The sequence below is a fragment of the Metabacillus sp. KH_069 genome, assembly GCF_057838075.1.
In genome coordinates this window covers 35,270-60,412 of sequence record NZ_CM174460.1, presented here as the reverse complement: position 1 = coordinate 60,412, position 25,143 = coordinate 35,270, and the positions used below count along the sequence as shown (strand labels likewise).

Below are 25,143 nucleotides of genomic sequence, written 5' to 3'. Positions count from 1 at the left end.
AAAAAATTCCAACAACAAAAAGCCCCGCGGCTGTCTCCAGCTGCAGGGCCATCTTTCAGAAATAATCGTTATCCATTAAATTCTTCAACTAACAAGTCACTGAGCACAGCAAATTCTTCGATCGAAAGGGTTTCTCCCCTTCTTCTTCCGTCGATGCCAGCTGTTTCTAATGCTTGTTCAATAACTGATTTCTTTTCTTTTCCGTCAGGAAGAGAATGAGTTAGATTGTTAAGGAGTGTTTTTCTTCGCTGCGCAAAGCTTGCACGAACAATTCTAAAGAAAAAGCCTTCATCTTTTATAACAACTCTTGCTTCCTCACGCAGAAGCAGACGGATAATGGCTGAATCTACATTAGGCTGCGGCATAAAGACGGTTCTAGGTACTGTCATGACCGTCTTAGCGTCGGTATAGTACTGAACAGCTATAGACAATGAACCGTAGTCTTTAGAAGAAGGAGAAGCCGCTATGCGGTCTGCTACTTCTTTTTGAAGCATGACGACAATTCCTTTTAAAGGCAAATGATCTTCAAGCAGCTTCATAATGATTGGTGTTGTTACATAGTATGGAAGGTTTGCAACGACCATCACTTCGCGGCAGTCCTTAAATTGTTCTTCCATAACCTCTTTTACATTAGCCAAAAGGATATCCTGATGAATGACTGTTACATTGTCATAGGGTGATAATGTATCTTTTAAGATTGGGATGAGGCGCTGATCAATTTCGAATGCAACAACCTTTTTAGCCCGTTTGGCAAGCTGTTCTGTCAAAGCTCCAATCCCCGGACCAATTTCAATAACTCCTGTTTCATCTGTTACGTCTGCATGGTCTACAATACGGTTCAGCACGTTAGGATCAATTAAGAAGTTTTGTCCAAGACTTTTCTTGAAAGAAAAACCGTACTTTTCTAATATAGCTTTCGTGCGAACCGGTGTTGCGATATCTTTAATCATTTTGCTGCTCCTCCCGAACAATCTCCTCTATAGCTTGTGCAAAAGTTTGTTTTGTAATTTGAAACATATGAAGTCTTTTTTCAAGCTGCTTCCCATTTGTATAGCCTATTTTCAAAAGAACCCCGAGTTTTTCGCGCCGAGCCTTCGCTTTAGGCCCGCCTATTAAACCCGCAGTTATTAAATCGTCTTTATCAATAATCGGATCTGTATCCGCCATCTCTTCTTTAATCTCTTTAAGAGCGTTTCGGATCGCTTCTATAGAAGCATGCTCGACTCCAATGCCTTTGCCGTTTTTAGGTCTTGCTTCAGGCTTTGTAATGAAAGCATGCTTACAGCCTGGAACCTGCTCTGCAACCGTTTTGCGTATTTTTTCGCCGGGAAAATCAGGATCTGTAAAAATAATGACTCCCCGCGTTTTCTGTGCAAGGCGGACCTGTTCAATGACCGAATCTCCTATTGCAGATCCATTCGTTTCGATTGTATCTGCATCAACTGCGCGCTTTATGGCAGTTGTATCATCTCTTCCTTCAACAACAATAATTTCTTTAATTTTCATGTTTTCCTCCAAAAAGATGAAACTTTCCTGAGCGGTCAAACGTCTATATTATTGAAACGTAATTGTAACCCATTATAACGCAAAAAAACAGAGGGATCTAAACCCCCTGTCAGAGAATCAATTCAATACTTTAATTTTAACCTGCTTTCTTCCCCATCGATAGGCTGCTCCCTTATCAGAGAAGAAAACATCAATCTTTTTCCCTTTTATTGCGCCGCCTGTATCAGAGGCAATGGCATATCCGTAACCTTCTACATATACTTTAGACCCTAATGGAATAACACTTGGATCTACAGCGATTACTTTGGCATTCGGATTGGCTCTTAAATCGACACCTGTGGCAGTCGTGCCTGAACAGCCATTGCAATGAGCCGTATAAGCAGTTGATGTAACAGTAAATTCTTTTGCGACAGAATCGTTTGAACGTGATACTGTCTCAGGCTTGCTTGAAGTACTTGCCGTGCTCACAGGCTTAGGCGCAGCTTTTGTGCCTATTACAACAACACGGTCCTGACTTTCACTTTTCGTCTCTTCTTTGATCAGCTTTCTTGACACTTCTTTTCCATTTTCGAGCATAACCTCAAAATGTTTCGCAACAGTGCCTTCTGTACCAGGTTTAATAACCTCCTGTTTACCTTTTGGAATGCTGCTGTCATTCTTAGTTACAACTGAAAATGCAACTGGTTCTTCCACTACATCGGTGACTTTTTCTACACGTGTGACTATTACGGCGTCATTTGCACTCAATGTTTCATGAATTTGGGGTTCAACCTTATCAAGTTCATTTACCTGTACCTTTTGGTCTTTCAAAAAGTCAGCGACAGTAGTCGAAGTTGACCATACTTGTTGTTTTTTATCTCCAACTGTTAGTGTGATCTGTATGGCTTTCTCAATGTTGAGCTTAAGATTACCTGAAATTTTCGTATGTAACGAAGCATTCATCTTATCGTGCTCAGAAACTGCTATTTTTTGTTCTTTCAAAAATTCTTCTACGGTTTTTGCTGTTGTCCTTATTGTCCTTTTCTCATCGTCCACCGTAAGCTGTACAGGTTTCGAAGCCTCATAAACAACTTTTAGATTGTTTGTGATCTTTGTATCTCCTGATGGGGATACATCGTCTTCTTGTTTTCTATCTATGTCTAAATCTTGAAGTAATTCATCTACTGTACGTGCGTGTGTCCTGAGCTTCTCGTCTTTGCCGTTCAGCGAAACTGTAACCGTGTTCTTCGACGCTTCAAATGTCGCGAACGCAGTACCCGTTCCCAAAACTACTAAACTGACAATTGCGAGGACAATCTTGTTAAAGCTTAGTTTTGCGGATAACAGCTTTTTCATATTATTTATCACTATGAAAAACGCCTCCTTCTCCTCCGAGGATTATATAGAGTATCGATCTTGCTGTCAACCCTCACCCACTTCTTTCAAATTTTTCTAATCGTAATCACTATTATGCTAAAAAACTATCAAAAAGTGAAGCAATTCTTGTCGACAAATATATCCTATGAGGAAAAGGAGACTTGTAGAACTTCTTTAAAACCTGTACTTTCGGACAAGCTCCAGCAAAATTCTACAAATTCCTTTAGCGAGAAATGCCGAATATTCTTTTTGCATTGTCGGAAGTTTGTCTAACAAATTCCGCATAATCCATCTCTCTAAGCTCAGCAATTTGCTCTGCTACATATTTCACATAGCTCGGTTCATTCCGTTTTCCTCTAAACGGATGAGGTGTTAAATATGGACAGTCAGTTTCAATCAACAGACGTTCCATTGGTATCTCCGCCGCAACTTCCTTCGGCTTTTTAGCATTTTTAAATGTAACCGGCCCGCCAAATGAAATATAAAAATTCATATCCATGCATTGTTTCGCCACTTCAAGGCTTCCTGTAAAACAATGCATAACGCCGCCCACTTCACTCGCATTTTCCTCCTGCAGAATCTCAACTACATCAGAGGTCGCATCCCGATTATGAATAATTATTGGAAGCTGAACTTCTTTCGCAAGGGCAATCTGCTTGCGGAATACTTCCTTTTGAATTTCCTTCGGAGATTTATCCCAATAATAATCGAGCCCCATCTCACCAATCGCCACTACTTTAGGATGTGATGCAAGCTCTTTAATCCACTGGAGATCTTCATCTTTCATATCAATAGCATCGACTGGATGCCAGCCAACTGCTGCATAAATAAAATCATACTTTTCGGCAAGTTCGATGGCCCGTGTAATGGTCTCTGTGTCAAATCCGACTACAACCGTATGGGTTACTCCTTCTTCCAGCGCTCTTTCAATGACTTCTTCTAAGTCATCTTCGTATTGGATTGCATTTAAATGAGCATGTGTATCAAATAACATGTTTCGACATCCTTTCTATAGGTGTAAACAAAAGAAAAAAGAGGCGTCATTCCCGATTGTTACACGTGAAACACCTCTTTCTTCTCTTTTTTTATTTAATAATTGTACCGTTCGGAAGACTTGAATCGACAGTAGCAAGCGACAAATTGCCTTCTTCTTCGCCAGCCAGGATCATGCCTTGAGACAGTTCTCCGCGCAGTTTTACTGGTTTAAGATTTGTAATGCAGATGACTTTCTTTCCAACAAGCTGTTCAGGCTGATAGCTCTTCGCAATTCCTGATACAACCTGTCTTTTTTCAGAACCAAGATCCAGCTGAAGTTTTAATAAACGATCGGCTTTTTTTACAGGCTCTGCATGGATGACTTCTGCAACACGCATTTCCACTTTCATGAATTCATCAAATGTAATTTCGCCTGATGTGTCTTCTTTTTGTTCTTTCTTTTCTTCCTCGGCTGCTGGTGCAGTTCCCTGCATCTGCTCTTTTATATATTGAACTTCTTCCTCTACTTCTAAACGAGGGAAAATCGGCACTCCTTTAGAAACTTTAACTTCAGACAGCTGCCCAAATTCTGATAAGCTTGCCCACTCTTTTAAGGAAGCGTCCTGAATGCCAAGCTGTTCAAACATCTTGTCGGGTGTTTTCGTAAGAAATGGTTTCAGCAGGATCCCTGAAATGCGAAGCGACTCAGCAAGATGATACATAACTGAACCAAGCTTTTCACGATTTTCCTCATCCTTTGCAAGATTCCATGGCTGTGTTTCATCAATGTATTTATTCGTTCGGCTGATGAATTGCCACAGAGCATTCAAAGCAATAGAAAACTCCATTTTCTCCATCGCTTCTTCGTATTTTACGATGGTATCTTTGCTGAAAGCTGTTAATTCTCCGTCAAACTCTGTTTTAGGTCCGCTGTACGCAGGGATTTCACCGTCAAAATACTTTTGAATCATAGCGATTGTACGGTTCAGCAGGTTTCCAAGGTCATTGGCGAGATCAAAATTAAGTCTTTCGATAAACCCTTCCGGTGTAAAGACGCCGTCTGAACCAAACGGTACCTCTCTTAATAAATAGTAACGAAGAGCATCAAGGCCGTAACGGTCAATCAACGTAACAGGATCTACTACATTCCCTTTTGATTTGGACATTTTTCCGTCCTTCATCAATAGCCATCCATGCGCAAACACTTTTTTCGGCAGCGGCAAATCAAGCGCCATCAGCATAATTGGCCAATAGATGGTGTGGAACCGTACAATTTCTTTTCCTACTAGATGAACATCTGCAGGCCAGTATTTTTTGTACTTTTCATCGTTCTCTGATCCATATCCAAGAGCTGTAATATAATTGGACAGTGCATCAATCCATACATATATAACATGCTTTGGATCTCCAGGCACTTTTACTCCCCAATCAAAAGTCGTCCGTGACACCGCCAAGTCCTCAAGACCTGGTTTAATGAAATTGTTAATCATCTCATTTTTGCGTGATTCCGGCTGAATAAATTCCGGATTCTCTGAGTAATACTGCAGAAGGCGATCTGCATATTTGCTCATCTTGAAGAAGTAGGATTCTTCTTTTACTTTTTCTACCGGGCGTCCGCAATCAGGACAGTTGCCGTTTTCAAGCTGTCTTTCTGTAAAGAATGATTCACACGGTGTACAATACCATCCTTCGTACTGATCTAAATAAATATCCCCTTGCTCAAGAAGCTTTGCAAATACCTTTTCTACAATTTCTTTATGACGGTCTTCTGTTGTACGGATGAAATCATCATAGGAGATATCGAGTTTGCTCCAAATATTTTTAATGCCGCTGACAATGTCATCCACATATTTTTGAGGCGTTACTCCGATTTCTTCTGCCTTGCGCTGGATTTTTTGTCCATGTTCATCTGTACCTGTTAAATACATCACATCAAAACCGCGCATGCGCTTATAACGGGCCATTGCATCACCCGCGACTGTTGTATAAGCATGTCCAATATGTAGTTTTCCGCTTGGATAGTAAATAGGTGTTGTAATATAAAATGACTTTTTGTGACCTTCCATCCGTTTCCCTCCTGGTAATGAAGACTGTCTCTGGGTTAGAGAAGAAAAGCCCCCGCCCCAATGGACGAGAGCGACTAATCATTGTTATTTATACTCTTTATGATACCATCTTAGCCTTTAATATCAAGAAAATATACCTTCTATGGACAAAAAAACAAAGGAGGACAGGAATAATATGAATGGCTCTAGTATGCCAAATGTTTCCTAATCAATAATTCTTGTTGATTCTTGTCGAACAATCGTTATAATTAAATAAACAATATTTTGAATTAATACTATTACATGTATAATTAATAATTTCCTTTTATGAGTTTATTTTCCTTTTATCAGGGGTATATATTCTTATTATGCCTAGTGCATAAGGGTTTAAGAAAAAATCACTTTTTTTGACAAACTATTGGATATTTGAGGATTGACGTTTATTGGAAACACTGTTATGCTTATGAGGATGAAGATTTTGTCGAATAATGACGAAGTTTAAGAAAAAAACATATAGAGAACCTATTTTTGGGAGGAGAACATAAACATGAAATCTACAGGAATCGTACGTAAAGTTGATGAGCTCGGCCGTGTGGTTATTCCTATTGAATTACGACGCACATTAGGAATCGCAGAAAAAGACGCATTAGAAATCTACGTGGATGATGAAAGAATTATCCTTAAAAAATATAAGCCAAACATGACTTGTGCTGTAACTGGCGAAGTATCTGATGATAACTTCACTCTAGGCAACGGAAAATTAGTTTTGAGCCGCGAAGGTGCAGAACAAATCCTTAAAGAAATTCAAAGCAACTTAGTAAAATAATTCCATTCAAAAAGGACCTGACAGCTATTGTCAGGTCCTTTTATTTTTAGAGATAAGAAAGAATAAAAGGAGACTTTCTTATTGATCCACATGATAGGACTGATAAACGTCCCGCTTTGGAATGCTGCGTTCCTTTGCTACCTGCTTGATTGCTTCTTTTGAAGCATACCCTTCACTTACATAGTGGTTGACGTGCTCTTCAAGTGTCATCGAGTCCCACCACTCTTCTTCAGCAACCACGTCATGTTCATCTCGGCCTTCTACAATTAAACAAAACTCGCCGCGAATCTGATTTTCCTCCGACCACTTTACAGCATCGCTTATTGTTCCCCTGACGAATTCCTCAAAGCGTTTTGTCAGCTCTCTTGATAAGCAAATTCTGCGGTTGCCCAATATTTCGCTCATCACCGCCAGGGTCTCCTTCAGCCGGTGCGGAGATTCATAAAAAATCATCGTTTCCGTACGCTTTGATAATTGTTCCAGCTGCTTTTTCTTCTCTTTTTTCTGTCTTTCCAAAAATCCGAAAAAGAAAAATGGCTGCGGGGTAATTCCTGATGCCACCAAAGCTGTAAGGGCTGCATTTGCACCTGGAAGAGGGATTACCTTTCCGTTCTCAGCCAATATTTCGTCTACAAGCTGGCTGCCGGGGTCTGAAATAATCGGCATCCCGGCATCACTTATTAATGCGACGTTTTTTCCCTGCTTCATCAGTTCAAGGATTTTATGGCCGCTTGACTCCTTGTTGTGCTCATGGTAACTGATCAGATGTGTGTCAATTTCAAAGTAGTTGCACAGCTTTTTTGACTCCCGTGTATCCTCAGCGGCAATCACATCAACCTCTTTTAAAATGTTGATTGCCCGAAACGTCATATCTTCTAAATTCCCAATAGGAGTCGGGACCAGGTAAAGGGAACCCCACTCTGTATCTTGATTAAAGCTTTTTTGTTCCTGCATCCGTATCATCCTCTCCCTGCAAAAATCCCCATACCTTTTCCTCATCAGGCACATTCAAAAATTCGTCCTTCTTTTTCCTGGACATCTTTTTAAAGTAATATTCTGCTTTCAGAGCATCACTTTTCGTTTCAAACTGCTTGTTATAAAGCAAAGATACTGGTTTTCTTGCACGGGTGTATTTAGCGCCTTTTCCAGCATTGTGTTTTTGAATGCGGGCCAGAAGATCATTTGTGTAGCCTGCATAATAACTCCCATCCCTGCATTCAAGCACATAAAAGAAATGAGTGCTACTTGTCTCCATATAAAATCTCTTTTACTTCTTTTGTGTATTCATTGGTTTCGTCATATACAAACAAAGGAGGCAGAATCTTTAAATCTGGCTGACCGCCCTTAATTCCTTCTATTAATAAAGTATTCGCTTCTTTTCCCTGTTTTGGGTAAACAAGCTGAATCCGCTTAGGTTCAATTTTATATTTTTTCATAAGCTCAACCATTTCAATTAGTCTTCCCGGACGATGAACAAGTGCTATTTTGGCGCCCATTCTTGCAAGCTGGCTGCTGGCCTTAATGACATCCTCAAGCGTACAGAGAATTTCATGACGTGCAATGGCAAGATGTTCATTTTGATTCATTTCGTCTTTCTTAGGCGTTTTAAAATAAGGAGGATTGCACGTAATCACATCAAACTTCCCGTGGCCGAGTGCTGCCGGCATGTCCTTTAAATCGCCATGGATCATGGTAATCTGATCCTGAAGCTGATTATAGGCAACGCTTTTTTCAGCCATTTGAAACAATCTCTCCTGAATTTCAACTCCTGTAATCATCGCTTTGGACCTTGTAGAAAGCAGCAGCGGCACAACTGCATTCCCTGAACATAAATCAAGGACCCGTCCCTTTTGTATCGGCATATATGCAAATTTTGAAAGAAGAACCGCATCTAATGAAAACGCAAAGACAGACGGACTTTGAATAATCCTTAAATCCTCTGCCAGTAAATAATCGAGACGTTCATCTCCTATTAAATCAACCATCATAAAATCCTTTCTTTTTTGTTAGTATTAACAAAGTATACCTCATCCATAAATTGAAACTTCAATCAGTGGAGTTCTTTTTTCTCCAATGATTGTTAGTTTTTTACTGTTTTCGCATAGATTGTTGTTTTTGATTATAAATGTTGTCCGTTCCTTTCCGCTGCAGGAACTTGCTTTCCGCGGGGAGGGTGGGAGCCTCCTCGGCATGGCTGCACTGCCCCCTATAAATTGGACACTTTATTTACTAAGCAGCTTGCTCAAAACTAGTTCGATAAGACACTGGACTTTTACGTTGTAATCGTGATTTGATTCTCAAATGATTGTAGTAGTGTATATACTCTTCGAGTTCTTTCTTGAAGTGGTCTATACTCTCGAATTGTTGTAAGTACAGAAATTCTGATTTCAATATCCCGAAAAAGTTTTCTATAACGGCGTTGTCGTAACAGTTTCCTTTTCGAGACATGCTTTGAGTAATGTGATTTTCTTTTAATATGTGCTGGTATCGAGGCATTTGATAATGCCAGCCCTGGTCAGAATGAAGTAAGAGTTCGTCGTTTTCGTTCACGCGCTGTAGGCCTTCTATCAACATCGTCTCTACTAAATCAAACGTAGGCCTTGTATTGAGCGTATACGTGATAATCTCGCCATTAAACAGGTCCAGAATAGGGGACAGGTATAATTTCTGTCCAAACAATTTAAATTCCGTGATGTCTGTCACCCACTTCTGATTTGGTTTTTCGGCCTTGAATTTACGATTTAAGATGTTTGGAGCTGTTTTTCCGACCCCGCCCTTATAGGATTTGTACTTCTTCATTCGTACGATGCATTGAAGCCCTATCTCTTTCATAATACGAAGGACTTTCTTCTTGTTAATCATATACCCTTTGGCTTGAAGGACATCTGTGATACGGCGATGGCCAAGGCGTCCTTTGTGCTTACGGTAAATGAAGCGAATTCTCCTTTTCCACTTGCGGTCAGGATCCGGCTGTTTCCATAATTGAACGCGGTGATAGTAGGTGCTTTTCGGCAAATCAGCAATCTTCACCAGTTGGTTAACAGGGAATTCGTGCCTTAGTTCATAGATTACTTGCGTTTTGAGTGTTTTACTGATTCTTTCTGAACTAAGGCTCGCAGCTTTTTTAAATACGCATTCTCCATACGAAGAAGTTCGTTTTCTTTTTTCAGTTCTTCTATAGATGGGTCAGAGGAATTTTCTTTCTTATTCTTTTTCTTTTGATTATGAGATGACATGGCAGATGGCCCCTTTTCCTTTATTTTAAGGGCATCTTCACCACCAATCTCCCACTTTTTCTTCCACCTACGGAGCATACAAGGATCTGGTAGGTGGAAAATGGCCGATGCCTCTCGAATCGAGTAATTCGTTTCATTTGTAAATTGAATTACCCTCAGTTTAAAGGCTGGCGAATAGTTTGTATAGGGAAAGGAGAATGCTTGGTCACCATGATGTTTGAACAGCATCACCCAGTTTCGGAGAACGGAGTGATCGACTCCAACCTCTTTAGCTAATTCTCGATAACTTACTAAACCATTCAAATAACGTTGTACGGCTTGAATTTTTTCTTCTAATGTAAAATTACGCAATTGAAGTACACCTCCTGTTGTTAGATGTGTGTCCAACAATAGGGGTGCACTTCAGGCCTGCGGGGTCTCCCATTTCCCTCTATTTTCCCGCAGGAGTCAAGTTCCTTCCGCTACAATCCACTTATGGTTTAACATCTAGTCTAAAAGCAACAATGTTACGAAAAGAGCCTAGTTTGTTGACTTATTCGCTATGTATTGCCCGTTTATGCAAGATAAAAAAAGCTTTCCCCTAAGCAGGAAAGCCAGTTTATTTCTTATTAAGAAAGGAAAGACAAAACAAGCAGTCTCCATCTTTGCGGACACTTCCATAATGAACATTGCAAATATGGAAGCCTTCCTGATAAAGACGGGCCAGATTGTCGTATCCCTCTCCAATGTCCACAATCTTTGAATCCAGTGCCTGTTTATCTGTATGCTGTTTATTCTGCTTCTTTTTTTCCGCTGCAGCAGTCGCGTTCAGACGCCTGCGAAGGTTATCATTTTCAAGCTGCAAATGATGATTTTCCTCAAGCAGCTCGCCTAAATGATGCTTCAGCTCTCCAAGCTGTCGATACAGAGAGCCGATTTGTTCCTCCATACTGCTTACAGATTCAAAGATCTCTTTTTTATCCACTTGTTCCACCTCATTAATCTGTGGATTTCATTGGAACTGCGCCTTCTTTCATTAATTCTTCCCAAGTAAATTCAACCACGCGGTCTTTTTCTGAAAGTTCAACCTGCAATACCCGTTCCAATATATTTAACCCGACTACTTTTCCGATACCGATTGGAGTCCCGATCGATTCTCCAATATCCGGAAGCTGTTCTTTAGCAGATTCGTACTCATCATTCTCATATTTTAAGCAGCACATTAATCTGCCGCATAACCCTGAGATTTTTGTAGGATTCAGCGAAAGATTCTGATCCTTGGCCATCTTAATGGAAACCGGTTCGAAATCCCCTAAGAAAGTGGAGCAGCACAGCATTCTTCCGCAAGGCCCGATTCCGCCAAGCATTTTGGCCTCATCCCTGACCCCTATTTGCCTTAACTCAATTCGAGTTTTGAAGATGGCAGCGAGATCCTTAACCAATTCCCTGAAATCTACGCGTCCATCAGCGGTGAAGTAAAAAATAACCTTGTTTCTGTCAAACGTATATTCAACATCAACAAGTTTCATATCAAGTCTGTGCTCATTTACTTTTTGCTGACAAACCTCGTAGGCTTCTTTTGCAGCATGATGATTTTCGTCTACAATCAGGCGGTCTTTCTCATCAGCTACACGAAGAACCTTTTTAAGCGGCAAGACTATATCATTCTCGCCAACTTGTTTCTTATGAATCACTACTTTGCCAAACTCTACGCCTCTTACCGTTTCAACAATAACAAAATCGGCGTTTTCTATTTGAAGCCCATTAGGGTCGAAATAATATATTTTACCCGCTTTTTTAAAGCGGACACCCACTACATCGTACAATCTTATCCCTCCTGCAAAGATAAAACCAATTGCTCCATCAGTAATTGTGGACTCACATTCATCTGGAGTCTTTTTTTTGCTTCTAAAATAGAAGTGATTTTTTCAAGGACCATTTGCCTCGATACTTGAATGGCGTGCTGTTCTAACTGTGGAAGCAGATTTTGATAGATAACATGATCCGTATTGCCAATTTGGATGGAAAGAATGTCTTTATATAAATATAAGAGCAAGTCATAGCCCATGTCCTGCTGTTCTTTTTCTGCGAAAAATGGCATCCATTGCGTTTGAACTTGGACAAATGCCTGTCCGTTTCGCTTTGATATCACTTCATACAATTTTATCACTACAAGTCTTGCCTGTGCAAACCAATCATCTCGACTTAATTCGAGTGCTTTTTCAACATTGTTGGTCATTCTTGCTGCAAGCTTAGCAAAATTAGGGGATACCTCCTGCTTTAACAGCTCTTTCTCAATAGCTGAAACAGGCAGCGGCATAAAAGTGAGCGTTTGGCACCTTGATAGGATTGTATTTAAAATTTGATGCACTTGTTCAGTCATCAAAATAGCCATTGTATTGGCATTTGGTTCTTCTAAAAATTTCAGCAGACTGTTGGCAGCATTAGCCGTCATTTTGTCAGCATGCGAAATAATGTACAGTTTTTTGCTTGATTCTACGCCGGTTTTTGTGAATTCTCCCTGAAGATCTTGAATCTGCCACTTTTTGATCGATAACCCGTCCGGTTCCACCAAATGAACATCAGGATGATTGCCGGAATGGATGCGTTTGCAGTTTCTGCATGTCTCACACGGTCTGAAATCTTCGGTATTTTCACAAAAGAAGCTTCTGGCAAGAAGCAAGCTGATTTCTTTTTTCCCTGTCCCTTTTCTTCCTTCAAAAAGGTATGCATGAGCCAGCCGGTTTTTCTCGAGACTGTTGCCCAGCAATTTCAGTACTTTAGGCTGATAATCAGCAAGCTCATTCCAAGTACTCATCGTCATATCTATCACTCTTTACGTATAGAGGTTAATTAAAAGGCCTTTAATTTCACCTATTTTTGCCAGTATGTCGATGGATGACTGATCTTCATTGAGCAGACTTTCCGTCAGTTCAATCAGATGCTGATCCAGTTGTTCTACGGTTATAAGCGAGCGGCTGTTACCGCTATAGTCGAAGCTTCCGGACTGCTTCACTTTCAGCCCGTAGTCAACAGCTTCTTGTACGAATCGTCTGACAAGCGATTTATATCTTGAAAGATCCCGCATATTCCTGGATTTCGCAATACGCCGGCCAGCCTCTTCAACATTTGCCATCAATGTATTCAATTGCTGCAGCTGCAGCCTGGATTCTTGTTTCAGCACCATTTCTGAGAATGGCTTGGATCCGGCTGCTGATGTTTTCTGATTGGCATTTCTCTTATCTAATCCTGTACGAAGCTCTTGATTGATCTTCATTTATTCCCACGCCTTAAAAATGATGGAATTGTTCGATCGGAAGCACAAAGACTGTCGCTCCGCCAACTTCAACTTCAACAGGATAAGGTACATACGAATCTGCATTTCCGCCCATAGGAGATACTGGAGCTACAAGCTGTTCTCTTGATTGACAGTTCTCTTTAATAACGGCCAAGGCTTTCTCAACACGCGCATCTTCCGTACCAATCATGAATGTTGTATTGCCGGACTTTAGAAATCCGCCAGTCGTTGCGAGTTTCGTTGCTCTGAAATTATGTTCAACCAATGCGCTTGAAAGCTTATTGCTGTCCTGATCCTGTACAACCGCAATAATCATTTTCATAGGTATGCCTCCTTATAGTTTAACAGCTTAAACCTGATAAAGCATTGTTTCATTTATGGTAATTGTAACATTCTTGTTACTTATTATATCAGCGTTTACTTTAAATAAGGAATTAAAACTTCCTTTACGTCACGATAGACGTCTTCTAAAGACTGATCAGCATTGATGACTTTTATCCGTTCAGGGAATTTATCGATTAATTGTTTATAGCCCTTTTGAACCTTTAAATGAAAGTCCATCTTCTCTAAATCCAGTCTGTTCACTTCTCTGCTGTCACTGCCATTGATTCTCAATAGTCCGCGCTCAGGCTCTATATCAAAGTATAAAGTTACCTCAGGCATGACACCGTCAATGGCAAACATATTTATAGAATAAACATCATCCACACCAATTTCTCTAGCGTACCCCTGATAAGCCAGGGAACTGTCAATAAACCGGTCACAGATAATCAGTTTTCCCTCACTTAAGGCAGGAATGACTTTCTCGACAATATGCTGGCGTCTTGCAGCTGCATACAGCAAAGCCTCTGTTCTTGAATCCATTTCTGTATTTTCTTTATTTAAAATCACTTCGCGGATTTGCTCAGCAATCCTGATTCCTCCCGGTTCACGGGTGAAGACTGCCTCTATTCCCTTTTCCTTGAATTCCTCTGACAGCATATTCAGAATTGTTGTCTTTCCTGCACCATCAGGTCCTTCAAATGTGATAAAAATCCCTTTCATTACAATCACCTTTTCTTTATATAAACTGCAAGCTTTTCTTCTGTCAGAGCCCTGCTGCCCTGAAACCTCGCACCGCCCTGAATCAGCGCCTGTATTTGGCTGATATGTTCCTTCGTGATTCTTTCTCCCTCCATTAAAAGAGGGATTCCTGGCGGATATGGAATAACAGCATCTCCGCTTAATAAGCCGTCCGCATCTTTAAAAGATACAACCTCTCTACTATACCCATTTAACTGATGATAGGATAGGGGGAGCATACTGATAGGGCTGGTGCCTGTATGTAAAAATAGAGGATTCAGCTCGTTTTTCCCAGTGTAAGTACTGTTTATAGCGGTAAACTCAAAATGAGGGACTATCTTGCTTGAGAGCGGCAAGACGAGCAAAACATTCTGCAGGTCTGCAAGCTCCGTATAGATGCCAGAGGCCTCTAAGTGACTCTGAAGCTCAAAACCGGACATTCCAATAGTTGACTTAATCGTAAGCTTAAGAGGATCAGTACTTGCGTTTCTGTCACTAGAATGAACAATCGAAAGCTCATCTATTTTCTTAATCCTATTTTTAAAAGAATTGATTGCAGATAAAATGGAATCAACTGCTTCTGCAGATCTTAAACCCTGTAAATAGTCTCTTGCCAAGTCCAACGAGGCCATAATTGGATAAGACGGACTGCTGCTCTGTAAAATGGATAAAAAGCGGCCTATACGGCCTGCATTTGCCAATGTGCTTTTCACATGCAAATACGAACCCATTGTCATTGCAGGCAGCGTTTTATGGGCAGATTGAACAACAACATCTGCACCAGCCTCCAATGCTGATTGCGGGAAAGGGTCCCCCAGTATAAAATGGGCCCCGTGCGCTTCATCCACCAAAACAGGGATGTTCTTTTCATGTGCAAGCTTTACTGCCCCATGGAGGTCACACGCAAGTCCGTAATAATTCGGACTCGTTAAAATTAAAGCTGATGCGTCCGGATATTCTTTTATCGCTTCAGCAATGGTTTCCTGCGTCACATAAGAAGGCACCCTCAGTTCTTCATCAAATTTCGGCGCCAGAAACACAGGACGAGCTCCCGCAAGTCTGATTCCATTAATGATGGATTTATGACTGTTCCGCTGGACTAAAACCGGCTTATCTTTCTCACAGCAAGCCATAATCATTGCAATATTTCCTGATGTTGAACCATTGACTAAAAAGAATGTTTTATCTGCCTTATATAGAGCTGCTGCAAGCTCCTGAGCCTCTGCAATCGGACCGCTTGGATCATGAAGATCATCCAGTCCCGTAATCTCAGTCGCATCTAACTTTAATATCTCTTCAAAATCCTCTATTGCTTCTTGAGAAAAAACCTGTCCATATTTATGCCCGGGTACATGAAACGAAACCGGGCGCTTCATCGCATGTTTTTTAAGAGCTGAATACAGCGGAGTCGCCATCTAAACAAAAACCGTCCTTTATGAGGTATTACCGCTATTATATCAGTTGAAGGTCAATAGAAAAAGCCGCCTGACCCGGCAGCTTAAGAATAGAGCGGCGGCGTTTTCACTCTCCGCAGTTTATCAATAAAATATTTATATTTAGGATCTTCTGTTTCGGTCTGAATCATATCAGTCTCACAATCTGTACAAACAAAGCTTGTATAGAGATGAATTCCCTTCACCTTTTCTGTATCACAGATAATACACGTTTCCCCAGCCGGTTTCTTTAAGTCTTCCGAATTCAATGCTCTCCACCTCCATACAAACAGTTTTGCCACAGATCAAAAGTTGTATACAAGATTTCGAATTATCTTACCCTCTCTAATTGTATGATGGTGTTAACAAATCGTGTATGTCTACAAAAAAATATCTGGGCTGAAAGCTTTATAAAGATGAAGGCAGCTAGAAAAGAGCCATTCCCAGACTTTTTTTGATGTAAGCTGGATCAATTTTTGAACTTTCGTCCTAATCCGCAGCTGCCCTTGACCATTCTCTCTTTTTCCATAAAAAAAAGAACAGCATCTCTGCTGTTCTTCTTTTATGCGTGCCTGGCAACGTCCTACTCTCACAGGGGGAAACCCCCAACTACCATCGGCGCTAAAGAGCTTAACTTCCGTGTTCGGCATGGGAACGGGTGTGACCTCTTTGCCATCATCACCAGACAATATGCAACTAGAAAGAGTTATTCTTTCAAAACTAGATAACGTTTGATAACAAGATTCACTTAAATGTTACACTTTATTAGACTGTGGTTAAGTCCTCGAACGATTAGTATCTGTCAGCTCCACACGTCACCGCGCTTCCACCTCAGACCTATCAACCTGATCATCTTTCAGGGTTCTTACTCACTTACGTGATGGGAAATCTCATCTTGAGGGGGGCTTCATGCTTAGATGCTTTCAGCACTTATCCCTTCCGCACATAGCTACCCAGCGATGCCTTTGGCAAGACAACTGGTACACCAGCGGTGCGTCCATCCCGGTCCTCTCGTACTAAGGACAGCTCCTCTCAAATTTCCTGCGCCCACGACGGATAGGGACCGAACTGTCTCACGACGTTCTGAACCCAGCTCGCGTACCGCTTTAATGGGCGAACAGCCCAACCCTTGGGACCGACTACAGCCCCAGGATGCGATGAGCCGACATCGAGGTGCCAAACCTCCCCGTCGATGTGGACTCTTGGGGGAGATAAGCCTGTTATCCCCGGGGTAGCTTTTATCCGTTGAGCGATGGCCCTTCCATGCGGAACCACCGGATCACTAAGCCCGACTTTCGTCCCTGCTCGACTTGTAGGTCTCGCAGTCAAGCTCCCTTGTGCCTTTACACTCTGCGAATGATTTCCAACCATTCTGAGGGAACCTTTGGGCGCCTCCGTTACATTTTAGGAGGCGACCGCCCCAGTCAAACTGCCCACCTGACACTGTCTCCCAGCCCGATCAGGGCTGTGGGTTAGAATTTCAATACAGCAAGGGTAGTATCCCACCAATGCCTCCACCGAAGCTGGCGCTCCGGTTTCCAAGGCTCCTACCTATCCTGTACAAGCTGTACCAAAATTCAATATCAGGCTACAGTAAAGCTCCACGGGGTCTTTCCGTCCTGTCGCGGGTAACCTGCATCTTCACAGGTACTATAATTTCACCGAGTCTCTCGTTGAGACAGTGCCCAGATCGTTACGCCTTTCGTGCGGGTCGGAACTTACCCGACAAGGAATTTCGCTACCTTAGGACCGTTATAGTTACGGCCGCCGTTTACTGGGGCTTCGGTTCAAAGCTTCGCTTGCGCTAACCTCTCCCCTTAACCTTCCAGCACCGGGCAGGCGTCAGCCCCTATACTTCGCCTTGCGGCTTCGCAGAGACCTGTGTTTTTGCTAAACAGTCGCCTGGGCCTATTCACTGCGGCTTTTCAGGGCTATGAACCCTAAAAAGCACCCCTTCTCCCGAAGTTACGGGGTCATTTTGCCGAGTTCCTTAACGAGAGTTCTCTCGCTCACCTTAGGATTCTCTCCTCGCCTACCTGTGTCGGTTTGCGGTACGGGCACCTCTCACCTCGCTAGAGGCTTTTCTTGGCAGTGTGGAATCAGGAACTTCGGTACTAAATTTCCCTCGCCATCACAGCTCAGCCTTATATGAGAAGCGGATTTGCCTACTTCTCAGCCTAACTGCTTGGACGCGCATATCCAACAGCGCGCTTGCCCTATCCTCCTGCGTCCCCCCATTGCTCAAATGGTGAGGAGGTGGTACAGGAATATCAACCTGTTGTCCATCGCCTACGCCTTTCGGCCTCGGCTTAGGTCCCGACTAACCCTGAGCGGACGAGCCTTCCTCAGGAAACCTTAGGCATTCGGTGGAGGGGATTCTCACCCCTCTTTCGCTACTCATACCGGCATTCTCACTTCTAAGCGCTCCACCAGTCCTTACGGTCTAGCTTCAACGCCCTTAGAACGCTCTCCTACCACTGTTCGTAAGAACAGTCCACAGCTTCGGTGATACGTTTAGCCCCGGTACATTTTCGGCGCAGAGTCACTCGACCAGTGAGCTATTACGCACTCTTTAAATGGTGGCTGCTTCTAAGCCAACATCCTGGTTGTCTAAGCAACTCCACATCCTTTTCCACTTAACGTATACTTTGGGACCTTAGCTGGTGGTCTGGGCTGTTTCCCTCTTGACTACGGATCTCATCACTCGCAGTCTGACTCCCAAGGAGCAAGTCTTTGGCATTCGGAGTTTGACTGAATTCGGTAACCCGATGAGGGCCCCTAGTCCAATCAGTGCTCTACCTCCAAGACTCTCATACTTGAGGCTAGCCCTAAAGCTATTTCGGAGAGAACCAGCTATCTCCAGGTTCGATTGGAATTTCTCCGCTACCCACACCTCATCCCCGCACTTTTCAACGTGCGTGGGTTCGGGCCTCCATTCAGTGTTACCTGAACTTCACCCTGGACATGGGTAGATCACCTGGTTTCGGGTCTACGACCACGTACTAAAACGCCCTATTCAGACTCGCTTTCGCTGCGGCTCCGTCTCATCAACTTAACCTTGCACGGGATCGTAACTCGCCGGTTCATTCTACAAAAGGCACGCCATCACCCATTAACGGGCTCTGACTACTTGTAAGCACACGGTTTCAGGATCTTTTCACTCCCCTTCCGGGGTGCTTTTCACCTTTCCCTCACGGTACTGGTTCACTATCGGTCACTAGGGAGTATTTAGCCTTGGGAGATGGTCCTCCCTGCTTCCGACGGGATTTCTCGTGTCCCGCCGTACTCAGGATCCACTCTGGAGGGAACGAAGTTTCGACTACAGGGTTTTTACCTTCTCTGACGGACCTTTCCAGGTCGCTTCATCTACCCCGTTCCTTTGTAACTCCGTATAGAGTGTCCTACAACCCCAAGAGGCAAGCCTCTTGGTTTGGGCTAATTCCGTTTCGCTCGCCGCTACTCGGGAAATCGCATTTGCTTTCTCTTCCTCCGGGTACTTAGATGTTTCAGTTCCCCGGGTCTGCCTTCAATATCCTATGTATTCAGATAAAGATACTGTTCCATTACGAACAGTGGGTTTCCCCATTCGGAAATCTCTGGATCAAAGCTTACTTACAGCTCCCCAAAGCATATCGGTGTTAGTCCCGTCCTTCATCGGCTCCTAGTGCCAAGGCATCCACCGTGCGCCCTTCATAACTTAACCTAAATGGTCAGCCGCATCTAAGATGCGTTTCACATTTCGTTGTTTGTTTAGACATAAATGTCTAGAAAATCACTAATTATGGTAAGCGTAAATCTCAGTGAATTACTTGTTATCAATTACGTTATCTAGTTTTCAAAGAACAACTTCTTGGTGGAGCCTAGCGGGATCGAACCGCTGACCTCCTGCGTGCAAGGCAGGCGCTCTCCCAGCTGAGCTAAGGCCCCATATGAATTTAAGAGATGGTGGGCCTAAATGGACTCGAACCATCGACCTCACGCTTATCAGGCGTGCGCTCTAACCAGCTGAGCTATAGGCCCATCTCATAAGAATGAATAAAAGAATGTTTGTGACGTACAAAAAAGTACGCGCAAATGTTTCTTCGCTTACTCTAAGGTAAACTCACTATTCATTTAGAGGGAACAAAGTTCTCTCAAAACTAAACAAAAACCAAAAGCGCCCTCATATATTCCTTAGAAAGGAGGTGATCCAGCCGCACCTTCCGATACGGCTACCTTGTTACGACTTCACCCCAATCATCTACCCCACCTTAGGCGGCTGGCTCCTTGCGGTTACCCCACCGACTTCGGGTGTTGCAAACTCTCGTGGTGTGACGGGCGGTGTGTACAAGGCCCGGGAACGTATTCACCGCGGCATGCTGATCCGCGATTACTAGCGATTCCAGCTTCATGCAGGCGAGTTGCAGCCTGCAATCCGAACTGAGAATGGTTTTATGGGATTGGCTAAACCTCGCGGTCTCGCAGCCCTTTGTACCATCCATTGTAGCACGTGTGTAGCCCAGGTCATAAGGGGCATGATGATTTGACGTCATCCCCACCTTCCTCCGGTTTGTCACCGGCAGTCACCTTAGAGTGCCCAACTGAATGCTGGCAACTAAGATCAAGGGTTGCGCTCGTTGCGGGACTTAACCCAACATCTCACGACACGAGCTGACGACAACCATGCACCACCTGTCACTTTGTCCCCCGAAGGGGAACCTTCTATCTCTAGAAGTGGCAAAGGATGTCAAGACCTGGTAAGGTTCTTCGCGTTGCTTCGAATTAAACCACATGCTCCACCGCTTGTGCGGGCCCCCGTCAATTCCTTTGAGTTTCAGTCTTGCGACCGTACTCCCCAGGCGGAGTGCTTAATGCGTTAGCTGCAGCACTAAAGGGCGGAAACCCTCTAACACTTAGCACTCATCGTTTACGGCGTGGACTACCAGGGTATCTAATCCTGTTCGCTCCCCACGCTTTCGCGCCTCAGCGTCAGTTACAGACCAGAGAGTCGCCTTCGCCACTGGTGTTCCTCCACATCTCTACGCATTTCACCGCTACACGTGGAATTCCACTCTCCTCTTCTGCACTCAAGTTTCCCAGTTTCCAATGACCCTCCCCGGTTGAGCCGGGGGCTTTCACATCAGACTTAAGAAACCGCCTGCGCGCGCTTTACGCCCAATAATTCCGGACAACGCTTGCCACCTACGTATTACCGCGGCTGCTGGCACGTAGTTAGCCGTGGCTTTCTGGTTAGGTACCGTCAAGGTGCGAGCAGTTACTCTCGCACTTGTTCTTCCCTAACAACAGAGTTTTACGATCCGAAAACCTTCATCACTCACGCGGCGTTGCTCCGTCAGACTTTCGTCCATTGCGGAAGATTCCCTACTGCTGCCTCCCGTAGGAGTCTGGGCCGTGTCTCAGTCCCAGTGTGGCCGATCACCCTCTCAGGTCGGCTACGCATCGTTGCCTTGGTGAGCCATTACCTCACCAACTAGCTAATGCGCCGCGGGCCCATCTGTAAGTGACAGCCGAAACCGTCTTTCCAACTTGAACCATGCGGTTCAAGATACTATCCGGTATTAGCTCCGGTTTCCCGGAGTTATCCCAGTCTTACAGGCAGGTTGCCCACGTGTTACTCACCCGTCCGCCGCTAACCTGCTGGAGCAAGCTCCAACAAGTCCGCTCGACTTGCATGTATTAGGCACGCCGCCAGCGTTCGTCCTGAGCCAGGATCAAACTCTCCGAAGAAAATTTGTGACTCATTTTGTTGCTGACTTCAAAAATTTAAAACGTTTGGTACGCTTTTGGTTTTGTTTAGTTTTCAAAGAACTTTTTTGTGCCGCGTTCTCTCGAAGCGACCCCTTTAATATATCATTTATCACTCTGTTTCGTCAACAACTTTTTTAAAAAGTTTTATGTAACGTCATCAGCGACGTTTATTAATATACCACCCCATCTAAAGGGTGTCAACAAAAAAATTAGAACAAGCGAAACAATCCGCCTGTTCTAAGTTAAGATCACCATTTTTATAATGATTAATGCAGCAACACCCGGCAAACCAAGCAATCCAGAAATACCCGCAGTCGTCAGATTAATGGGGATGTGCAGCCCTATGCTTGTACCAAATGCATTAATGAAGAATAAAAATAATGCACCTATCACAACTTTCACAAGCACTTGACCTGCCCAGCGCATGGATCTGAGCGGTGCGCCCGCAACAAGCAGCAGGATGATGATTCCTCCGAGAATGGAAAAAACGTAGACGGGTTCCATTCCACCACTCACTTTCATTATTACTTTCTAAATATCTATGAAAGCCTGGTGAAAATAGAACAAGCTATTTCTTGCCGATTGTAATATTTCTTTTTTTTGCTTCTCTTAATAAGAAGAAGTATTTAGATTGAGCAACTTTTAATGCATACAGTATTTCAGGAGATGGCTCCACACTTTTATCAACAAGCTGTTTTTGGCGATTCCAATCATCTTTCATATAAATGAGATCATCCACCAGCAGCTGATCATATTCTTTTCTGAGCCAGCCTTTTCTGCGAAAAAACAATGAAACTTCCCCTCTCCGGCCATCCCGATATTAAAGCTCGCGTCTGCCTTCCAGAGCTTTTGATAAAGTTACTTCATCCGCATATTCCAGATCCCCGCCTACAGGAAGGCCATGTGCTATCCGCGTCATTTTAATTCCTGTCGGCTTTAAAAGCCTGGAGATATACATAGCTGTTGCTTCACCCTCAATGTTAGGATTGGTAGCAAGTATGATTTCCTGCACCGTATCGTCCTGAAGTCTTTTCAGCAGTTCAGGAATCTTGATATCCTCAGGTCCGATGCCGTCCATTGGAGAGATTGCACCTTGAAGCACATGATACAGTCCAGAGTATTCTTTCATTTTTTCCATTGCGATGACGTCTTTTGGATCCTGAACGACACAAATGACGGTTTTATCTCTTCTTTGGTCTTCACAGATATAACAGGGATCCTGATCTGTAATATGGCCGCACACAGAACAGTACGTGAGATTTCTTTTGGCATTGACCAAAGCCTTTGCAAAATCCAGTACAACATCTTCTTTCATATTCAGTACAAAAAAAGCCAGACGAACGGCCGTCTTCGGGCCAATTCCTGGCAGTTTCATAAAGCTGTCAATCAGCTTTGATATCGGTTCAGGATAATGCATTCCATTCCTCCTAGAACATGCCTGGCAAGTTCATGCCTTTTGTAAATTTGCCCATTGTATCGTTTGTGAGCTCATCCATTTTCTTCAGAGCATCATTTGTAGCAGCAAGAACTAAATCTTGAAGCATATCGATATCTTCCGGATCTACAACTTCCTCTTTAATGTTTACATCGATGACTTCTTTGTTTCCATTAATCGTAACAGTGACCATTCCGCCGCCAGCTGTTCCTTCGATTGTTTTTTCAGCCAGTTCTTCTTGCGCTTTGGCCATATCTTTCTGCATTTTTTGCATTTGTTTCATCATTTTTTGCATGTTGCCCATTCCGCCACGGTTCATAATAAATCTCCTCCAATATTAATCTTTTATTTCAATGAGATCTGTACCCACTAGTTTTTTTGCTTCAGCTATGAGCGGATCCTCGTCTTCATCATGGGAATCGCCGTCCTCATTCTGACGCTGATCACGTATGTAATCTTCTCTTATTTTACCCCATTCTTGTTCTGGAACGCCAACCATTTCCATGTTTCGTCCCGTTAATTCCAAAAGAATGGCTTCCATATTGCTGCGGACCTGATTGTTGTTGTCCGCTACCATTTTACAATGGATTTCATATTTAAACTTTAACACAAATGCCGTTTCTGATGCAGCTACAGGTTCACTGTCTGTCAGAAGGGCTGCATGTGATACCTTGTTTTGTCTGCGCAAATAATCAAGCAGCTCTCCCCAGCGGCTCTTTATAGCTGCCAGGTTTTGTTTAGTAGCATCTTTCAGAATTTCCTGAATCCTGCCTGCCGGCACTTTGTACCCGCTCCGGACAGCTTTAGGGGCCTTTTGTTCACTTTGCGTGGCTTGCTGTCCGCTGATTGTGATTCCCTGTTTTTTAAGAAGCTCTAATTCATTTGCAAGTTTCTTTACTGTTGCTTCAAGCTCAGTATGATTTTCACTTCCGCCAGGCTGAACAGCTTTTGCCTCATGCTCGGAAAGCTTAACAATTGCCACCTCAAGGAAAATACGGGGATGATTTGTCCATTTCATTTCCTGCTGGCTTTTGTTCAGCACATCAATTGCATGGTAGATGGTACCGGAAGGCATCTGTTTAGATAATTCAACAAACTGTTCATCAACTGTAACCCGCTCTAAAACTTCCTCAAGCTGCGGCGCTGTTTGATACAGCAGCAGATCCCGGTAGTAGTAGATAAAATCTTCTACAAGTTTAGATGCATCCTTTCCCTGATTCATCAGTTCATCTAAAGCCTGCAGAGCACCAGATACATTTTTATTGAACATGGCATGAATTAATTCGCCTATCATCGCCTGTGAGACCGAGCCTGTTATGAGCAGCGCATCGTCTAATGTCACGGTTTCATCACTGAAGGAAATCGCCTGATCAAGCAAACTCAAGGCATCACGCATTCCTCCGTCCGCTGCACTGGCTATGACCTGGAGGGCAGCAGTTTCAGCTTCTATTTCCTGATCTTTAATGATTTCCTGCATTCTCCCGACAATTGCAGCCGCTGTAATTCGTTTGAAATCGAATCTCTGACACCTGGAGATAATGGTCAGCGGGATTTTGTGGGGTTCTGTCGTGGCTAATATAAAGATGACATGCTTAGGCGGTTCTTCAAGCGTTTTTAACAAGGCATTGAAAGCTCCAATTGAGAGCATGTGCACTTCATCAACGATATAAACCTTATATTTCACCGAAGACGGTGCATATTTTACTTTATCGCGTATATCCCGTATTTCATCTACTCCGTTATTTGAAGCAGCATCTATTTCAATCACATCGGAGATGGAACCATCCGTGATGCCAAGGCAGGCAGAACATTCATTGCACGGTTCCGCAACCGGAGCTTTTTCGCAATTGACTGTTTTCGCAAAAATCTTGGCCGCACTCGTTTTTCCTGTTCCTCTTGGTCCGGAAAAAAGATAGGCATGCGAGAATTTTTCTTGCAGCAGGGCATTTTGAAGCGTTCTTGTAATATGTTCTTGACCTACGACATCATGAAATTGCTGCGGCCGCCAAACACGGTATAAAGCCTGGTAACTCACATAACGCCCTCCTTCAAATTCATCTCTTCTATTATACCTTATGGAATTAGTATTTTACAAAGGGGACAACACAGAAAAGCGGAATCGCCCGTTTAGCTCCGACAGACAGATAAGGATCAGCCAGTGAAGGCGCTTTTTGCCTTTGCTGGATGAGCCGTTCTGGCCGAGGAGTTGGGCGATGGAGCTGGACAACAAGAAAAGCGGAACCG

General features: G+C 43.3%; 23 protein-coding genes, 2 tRNA genes and 3 rRNA genes. 1 reads left to right on the top strand and 27 read right to left on the bottom strand.

Annotation, left to right across the window (positions count from 1 at the left end):
- Positions 1–68: 68 nt before the first annotated feature.
- The 5 genes from rsmA to metG form a co-directional block, all read right to left on the bottom strand.
- Positions 69–950, bottom strand: coding sequence for a 16S rRNA (adenine(1518)-N(6)/adenine(1519)-N(6))-dimethyltransferase RsmA (rsmA, locus tag AC3ISE_RS00300; protein WP_489222662.1), 882 nt, complete (start codon positions 948–950; stop codon positions 69–71).
- Positions 943–1,506, bottom strand: coding sequence for a ribonuclease M5 (rnmV, locus tag AC3ISE_RS00295; RefSeq protein WP_489222661.1), 564 nt, complete (start codon positions 1,504–1,506; stop codon positions 943–945). Before rnmV ends, rsmA begins: the two co-directional genes overlap by 8 nt.
- Positions 1,507–1,623: 117 nt before the next feature.
- Positions 1,624–2,853 carry a ubiquitin-like domain-containing protein gene (locus tag AC3ISE_RS00290; protein WP_489222660.1) on the bottom strand — a complete coding sequence of 410 codons (1,230 nt, stop codon included), beginning with the start codon at positions 2,851–2,853 and terminating at the stop codon, positions 1,624–1,626.
- A 232-nt stretch (positions 2,854–3,085) separates the two neighbouring features.
- Complete coding sequence (locus AC3ISE_RS00285) at positions 3,086–3,856, bottom strand: TatD family hydrolase (RefSeq protein ID WP_489222659.1); 771 nt, start codon at positions 3,854–3,856, stop codon at positions 3,086–3,088.
- A 91-nt stretch (positions 3,857–3,947) separates the two neighbouring features.
- Complete coding sequence (gene metG, locus AC3ISE_RS00280) at positions 3,948–5,903, bottom strand: methionine--tRNA ligase (protein WP_489222658.1); 1,956 nt, start codon at positions 5,901–5,903, stop codon at positions 3,948–3,950.
- 520 nt (positions 5,904–6,423) lie between these two features.
- Between metG and abrB the strand changes: the two genes are divergently transcribed.
- The gene (abrB, locus tag AC3ISE_RS00275; RefSeq protein ID WP_175443492.1) at positions 6,424–6,708 is read left to right on the top strand and encodes a transition state genes transcriptional regulator AbrB; all 285 of its coding nucleotides are present in this window, start codon (positions 6,424–6,426) and stop codon (positions 6,706–6,708) included.
- Positions 6,709–6,786: 78 nt separating this feature from the next.
- Here the strand turns inward: abrB and rsmI are convergent, their stop codons facing one another.
- From rsmI to dnaX, 22 genes are all read right to left on the bottom strand, one after another.
- Positions 6,787–7,662: a 16S rRNA (cytidine(1402)-2'-O)-methyltransferase gene (gene rsmI, locus AC3ISE_RS00270; protein ID WP_489222657.1), complete on the bottom strand. Its 876-nt coding sequence runs from the start codon at positions 7,660–7,662 to the stop codon at positions 6,787–6,789.
- A complete protein-coding gene (locus AC3ISE_RS00265; protein ID WP_489222656.1) occupies positions 7,640–7,963 on the bottom strand; it encodes a GIY-YIG nuclease family protein in 324 nt (107 codons plus the stop codon). The genes rsmI and AC3ISE_RS00265 overlap by 23 nt, the downstream gene beginning before the upstream one ends.
- On the bottom strand, positions 7,950–8,693 hold the full coding sequence (locus AC3ISE_RS00260) for a tRNA1(Val) (adenine(37)-N6)-methyltransferase (protein WP_489224226.1): 744 nt from the start codon (positions 8,691–8,693) through the stop codon (positions 7,950–7,952). Before AC3ISE_RS00260 ends, AC3ISE_RS00265 begins: the two co-directional genes overlap by 14 nt.
- A 244-nt stretch (positions 8,694–8,937) precedes the next feature.
- Positions 8,938–10,295, bottom strand: a protein-coding gene (locus tag AC3ISE_RS00255; protein WP_489221085.1) for an IS3 family transposase whose coding sequence is annotated in 2 segments (ribosomal slippage) — positions 8,938–9,824 and positions 9,824–10,295 — 1,359 coding nt in all. Because the reading frame shifts where the segments join, the coding sequence is not laid out codon by codon here.
- Positions 10,296–10,542: 247 nt separating this feature from the next.
- Entirely contained in the window at positions 10,543–10,908 is a 366-nt protein-coding gene (yabA, locus tag AC3ISE_RS00250; protein WP_133313854.1) for a DNA replication initiation control protein YabA, read from the bottom strand.
- Positions 10,909–10,921: 13 nt separating this feature from the next.
- Positions 10,922–11,749: a competence/sporulation regulator complex protein RicT gene (gene ricT, locus AC3ISE_RS00245; RefSeq protein WP_133313855.1), complete on the bottom strand. Its 828-nt coding sequence runs from the start codon at positions 11,747–11,749 to the stop codon at positions 10,922–10,924.
- Between the two features lie 2 nt (positions 11,750–11,751).
- On the bottom strand, positions 11,752–12,741 hold the full coding sequence (gene holB / locus AC3ISE_RS00240; protein ID WP_489224225.1) for a DNA polymerase III subunit delta': 990 nt from the start codon (positions 12,739–12,741) through the stop codon (positions 11,752–11,754).
- Positions 12,742–12,759: 18 nt separating this feature from the next.
- Positions 12,760–13,200, bottom strand: a complete 441-nt coding sequence (locus AC3ISE_RS00235; protein WP_489222655.1) for a YaaR family protein — start codon at positions 13,198–13,200, stop codon at positions 12,760–12,762.
- Between the two features lie 13 nt (positions 13,201–13,213).
- Complete coding sequence (locus AC3ISE_RS00230; protein WP_070875703.1) at positions 13,214–13,543, bottom strand: cyclic di-AMP receptor DarA; 330 nt, start codon at positions 13,541–13,543, stop codon at positions 13,214–13,216.
- Positions 13,544–13,638: 95 nt separating this feature from the next.
- Positions 13,639–14,265: a dTMP kinase gene (gene tmk, locus AC3ISE_RS00225; protein ID WP_489222654.1), complete on the bottom strand. Its 627-nt coding sequence runs from the start codon at positions 14,263–14,265 to the stop codon at positions 13,639–13,641.
- A 5-nt stretch (positions 14,266–14,270) separates the two neighbouring features.
- Positions 14,271–15,698 (bottom strand): aminotransferase class I/II-fold pyridoxal phosphate-dependent enzyme, encoded by a 1,428-nt coding sequence (locus AC3ISE_RS00220; RefSeq protein WP_489222653.1) that lies wholly within the window; start codon positions 15,696–15,698, stop codon positions 14,271–14,273.
- Positions 15,699–15,781: 83 nt separating this feature from the next.
- A complete protein-coding gene (locus tag AC3ISE_RS00215) occupies positions 15,782–15,985 on the bottom strand; it encodes a sigma factor G inhibitor Gin (protein WP_489222652.1) in 204 nt (67 codons plus the stop codon).
- 301 nt (positions 15,986–16,286) lie between these two features.
- A 5S ribosomal RNA gene (rrf, locus tag AC3ISE_RS00210) occupies positions 16,287–16,402 on the bottom strand.
- Positions 16,403–16,488: 86 nt separating this feature from the next.
- Positions 16,489–19,419, bottom strand: a 23S ribosomal RNA gene (locus AC3ISE_RS00205).
- A 148-nt stretch (positions 19,420–19,567) separates the two neighbouring features.
- Positions 19,568–19,643: transfer RNA gene (locus AC3ISE_RS00200), tRNA-Ala, on the bottom strand.
- 16 nt (positions 19,644–19,659) lie between these two features.
- Positions 19,660–19,736, bottom strand: a tRNA-Ile gene (locus tag AC3ISE_RS00195).
- Positions 19,737–19,893: 157 nt separating this feature from the next.
- A 16S ribosomal RNA gene (locus AC3ISE_RS00190) occupies positions 19,894–21,443 on the bottom strand.
- The 16S, 23S and 5S rRNA genes sit together here with 2 tRNA genes alongside, the layout of an rRNA operon.
- 258 nt (positions 21,444–21,701) lie before the next feature.
- Complete coding sequence (locus AC3ISE_RS00185) at positions 21,702–21,968, bottom strand: pro-sigmaK processing inhibitor BofA family protein (protein ID WP_489222651.1); 267 nt, start codon at positions 21,966–21,968, stop codon at positions 21,702–21,704.
- 64 nt (positions 21,969–22,032) lie between these two features.
- On the bottom strand, positions 22,033–22,254 hold the full coding sequence (locus AC3ISE_RS00180; protein ID WP_070875720.1) for a YaaL family protein: 222 nt from the start codon (positions 22,252–22,254) through the stop codon (positions 22,033–22,035).
- Positions 22,255–22,284: 30 nt separating this feature from the next.
- Positions 22,285–22,881 (bottom strand): recombination mediator RecR, encoded by a 597-nt coding sequence (gene recR / locus AC3ISE_RS00175; protein WP_070875719.1) that lies wholly within the window; start codon positions 22,879–22,881, stop codon positions 22,285–22,287.
- A gap of 10 nt (positions 22,882–22,891) precedes the next feature.
- Complete coding sequence (locus AC3ISE_RS00170; RefSeq protein WP_070875718.1) at positions 22,892–23,218, bottom strand: YbaB/EbfC family nucleoid-associated protein; 327 nt, start codon at positions 23,216–23,218, stop codon at positions 22,892–22,894.
- A gap of 18 nt (positions 23,219–23,236) precedes the next feature.
- Complete coding sequence (dnaX, locus tag AC3ISE_RS00165) at positions 23,237–24,934, bottom strand: DNA polymerase III subunit gamma/tau (protein ID WP_489222650.1); 1,698 nt, start codon at positions 24,932–24,934, stop codon at positions 23,237–23,239.
- Between the last annotated feature and the right edge of the window lie 209 nt (positions 24,935–25,143).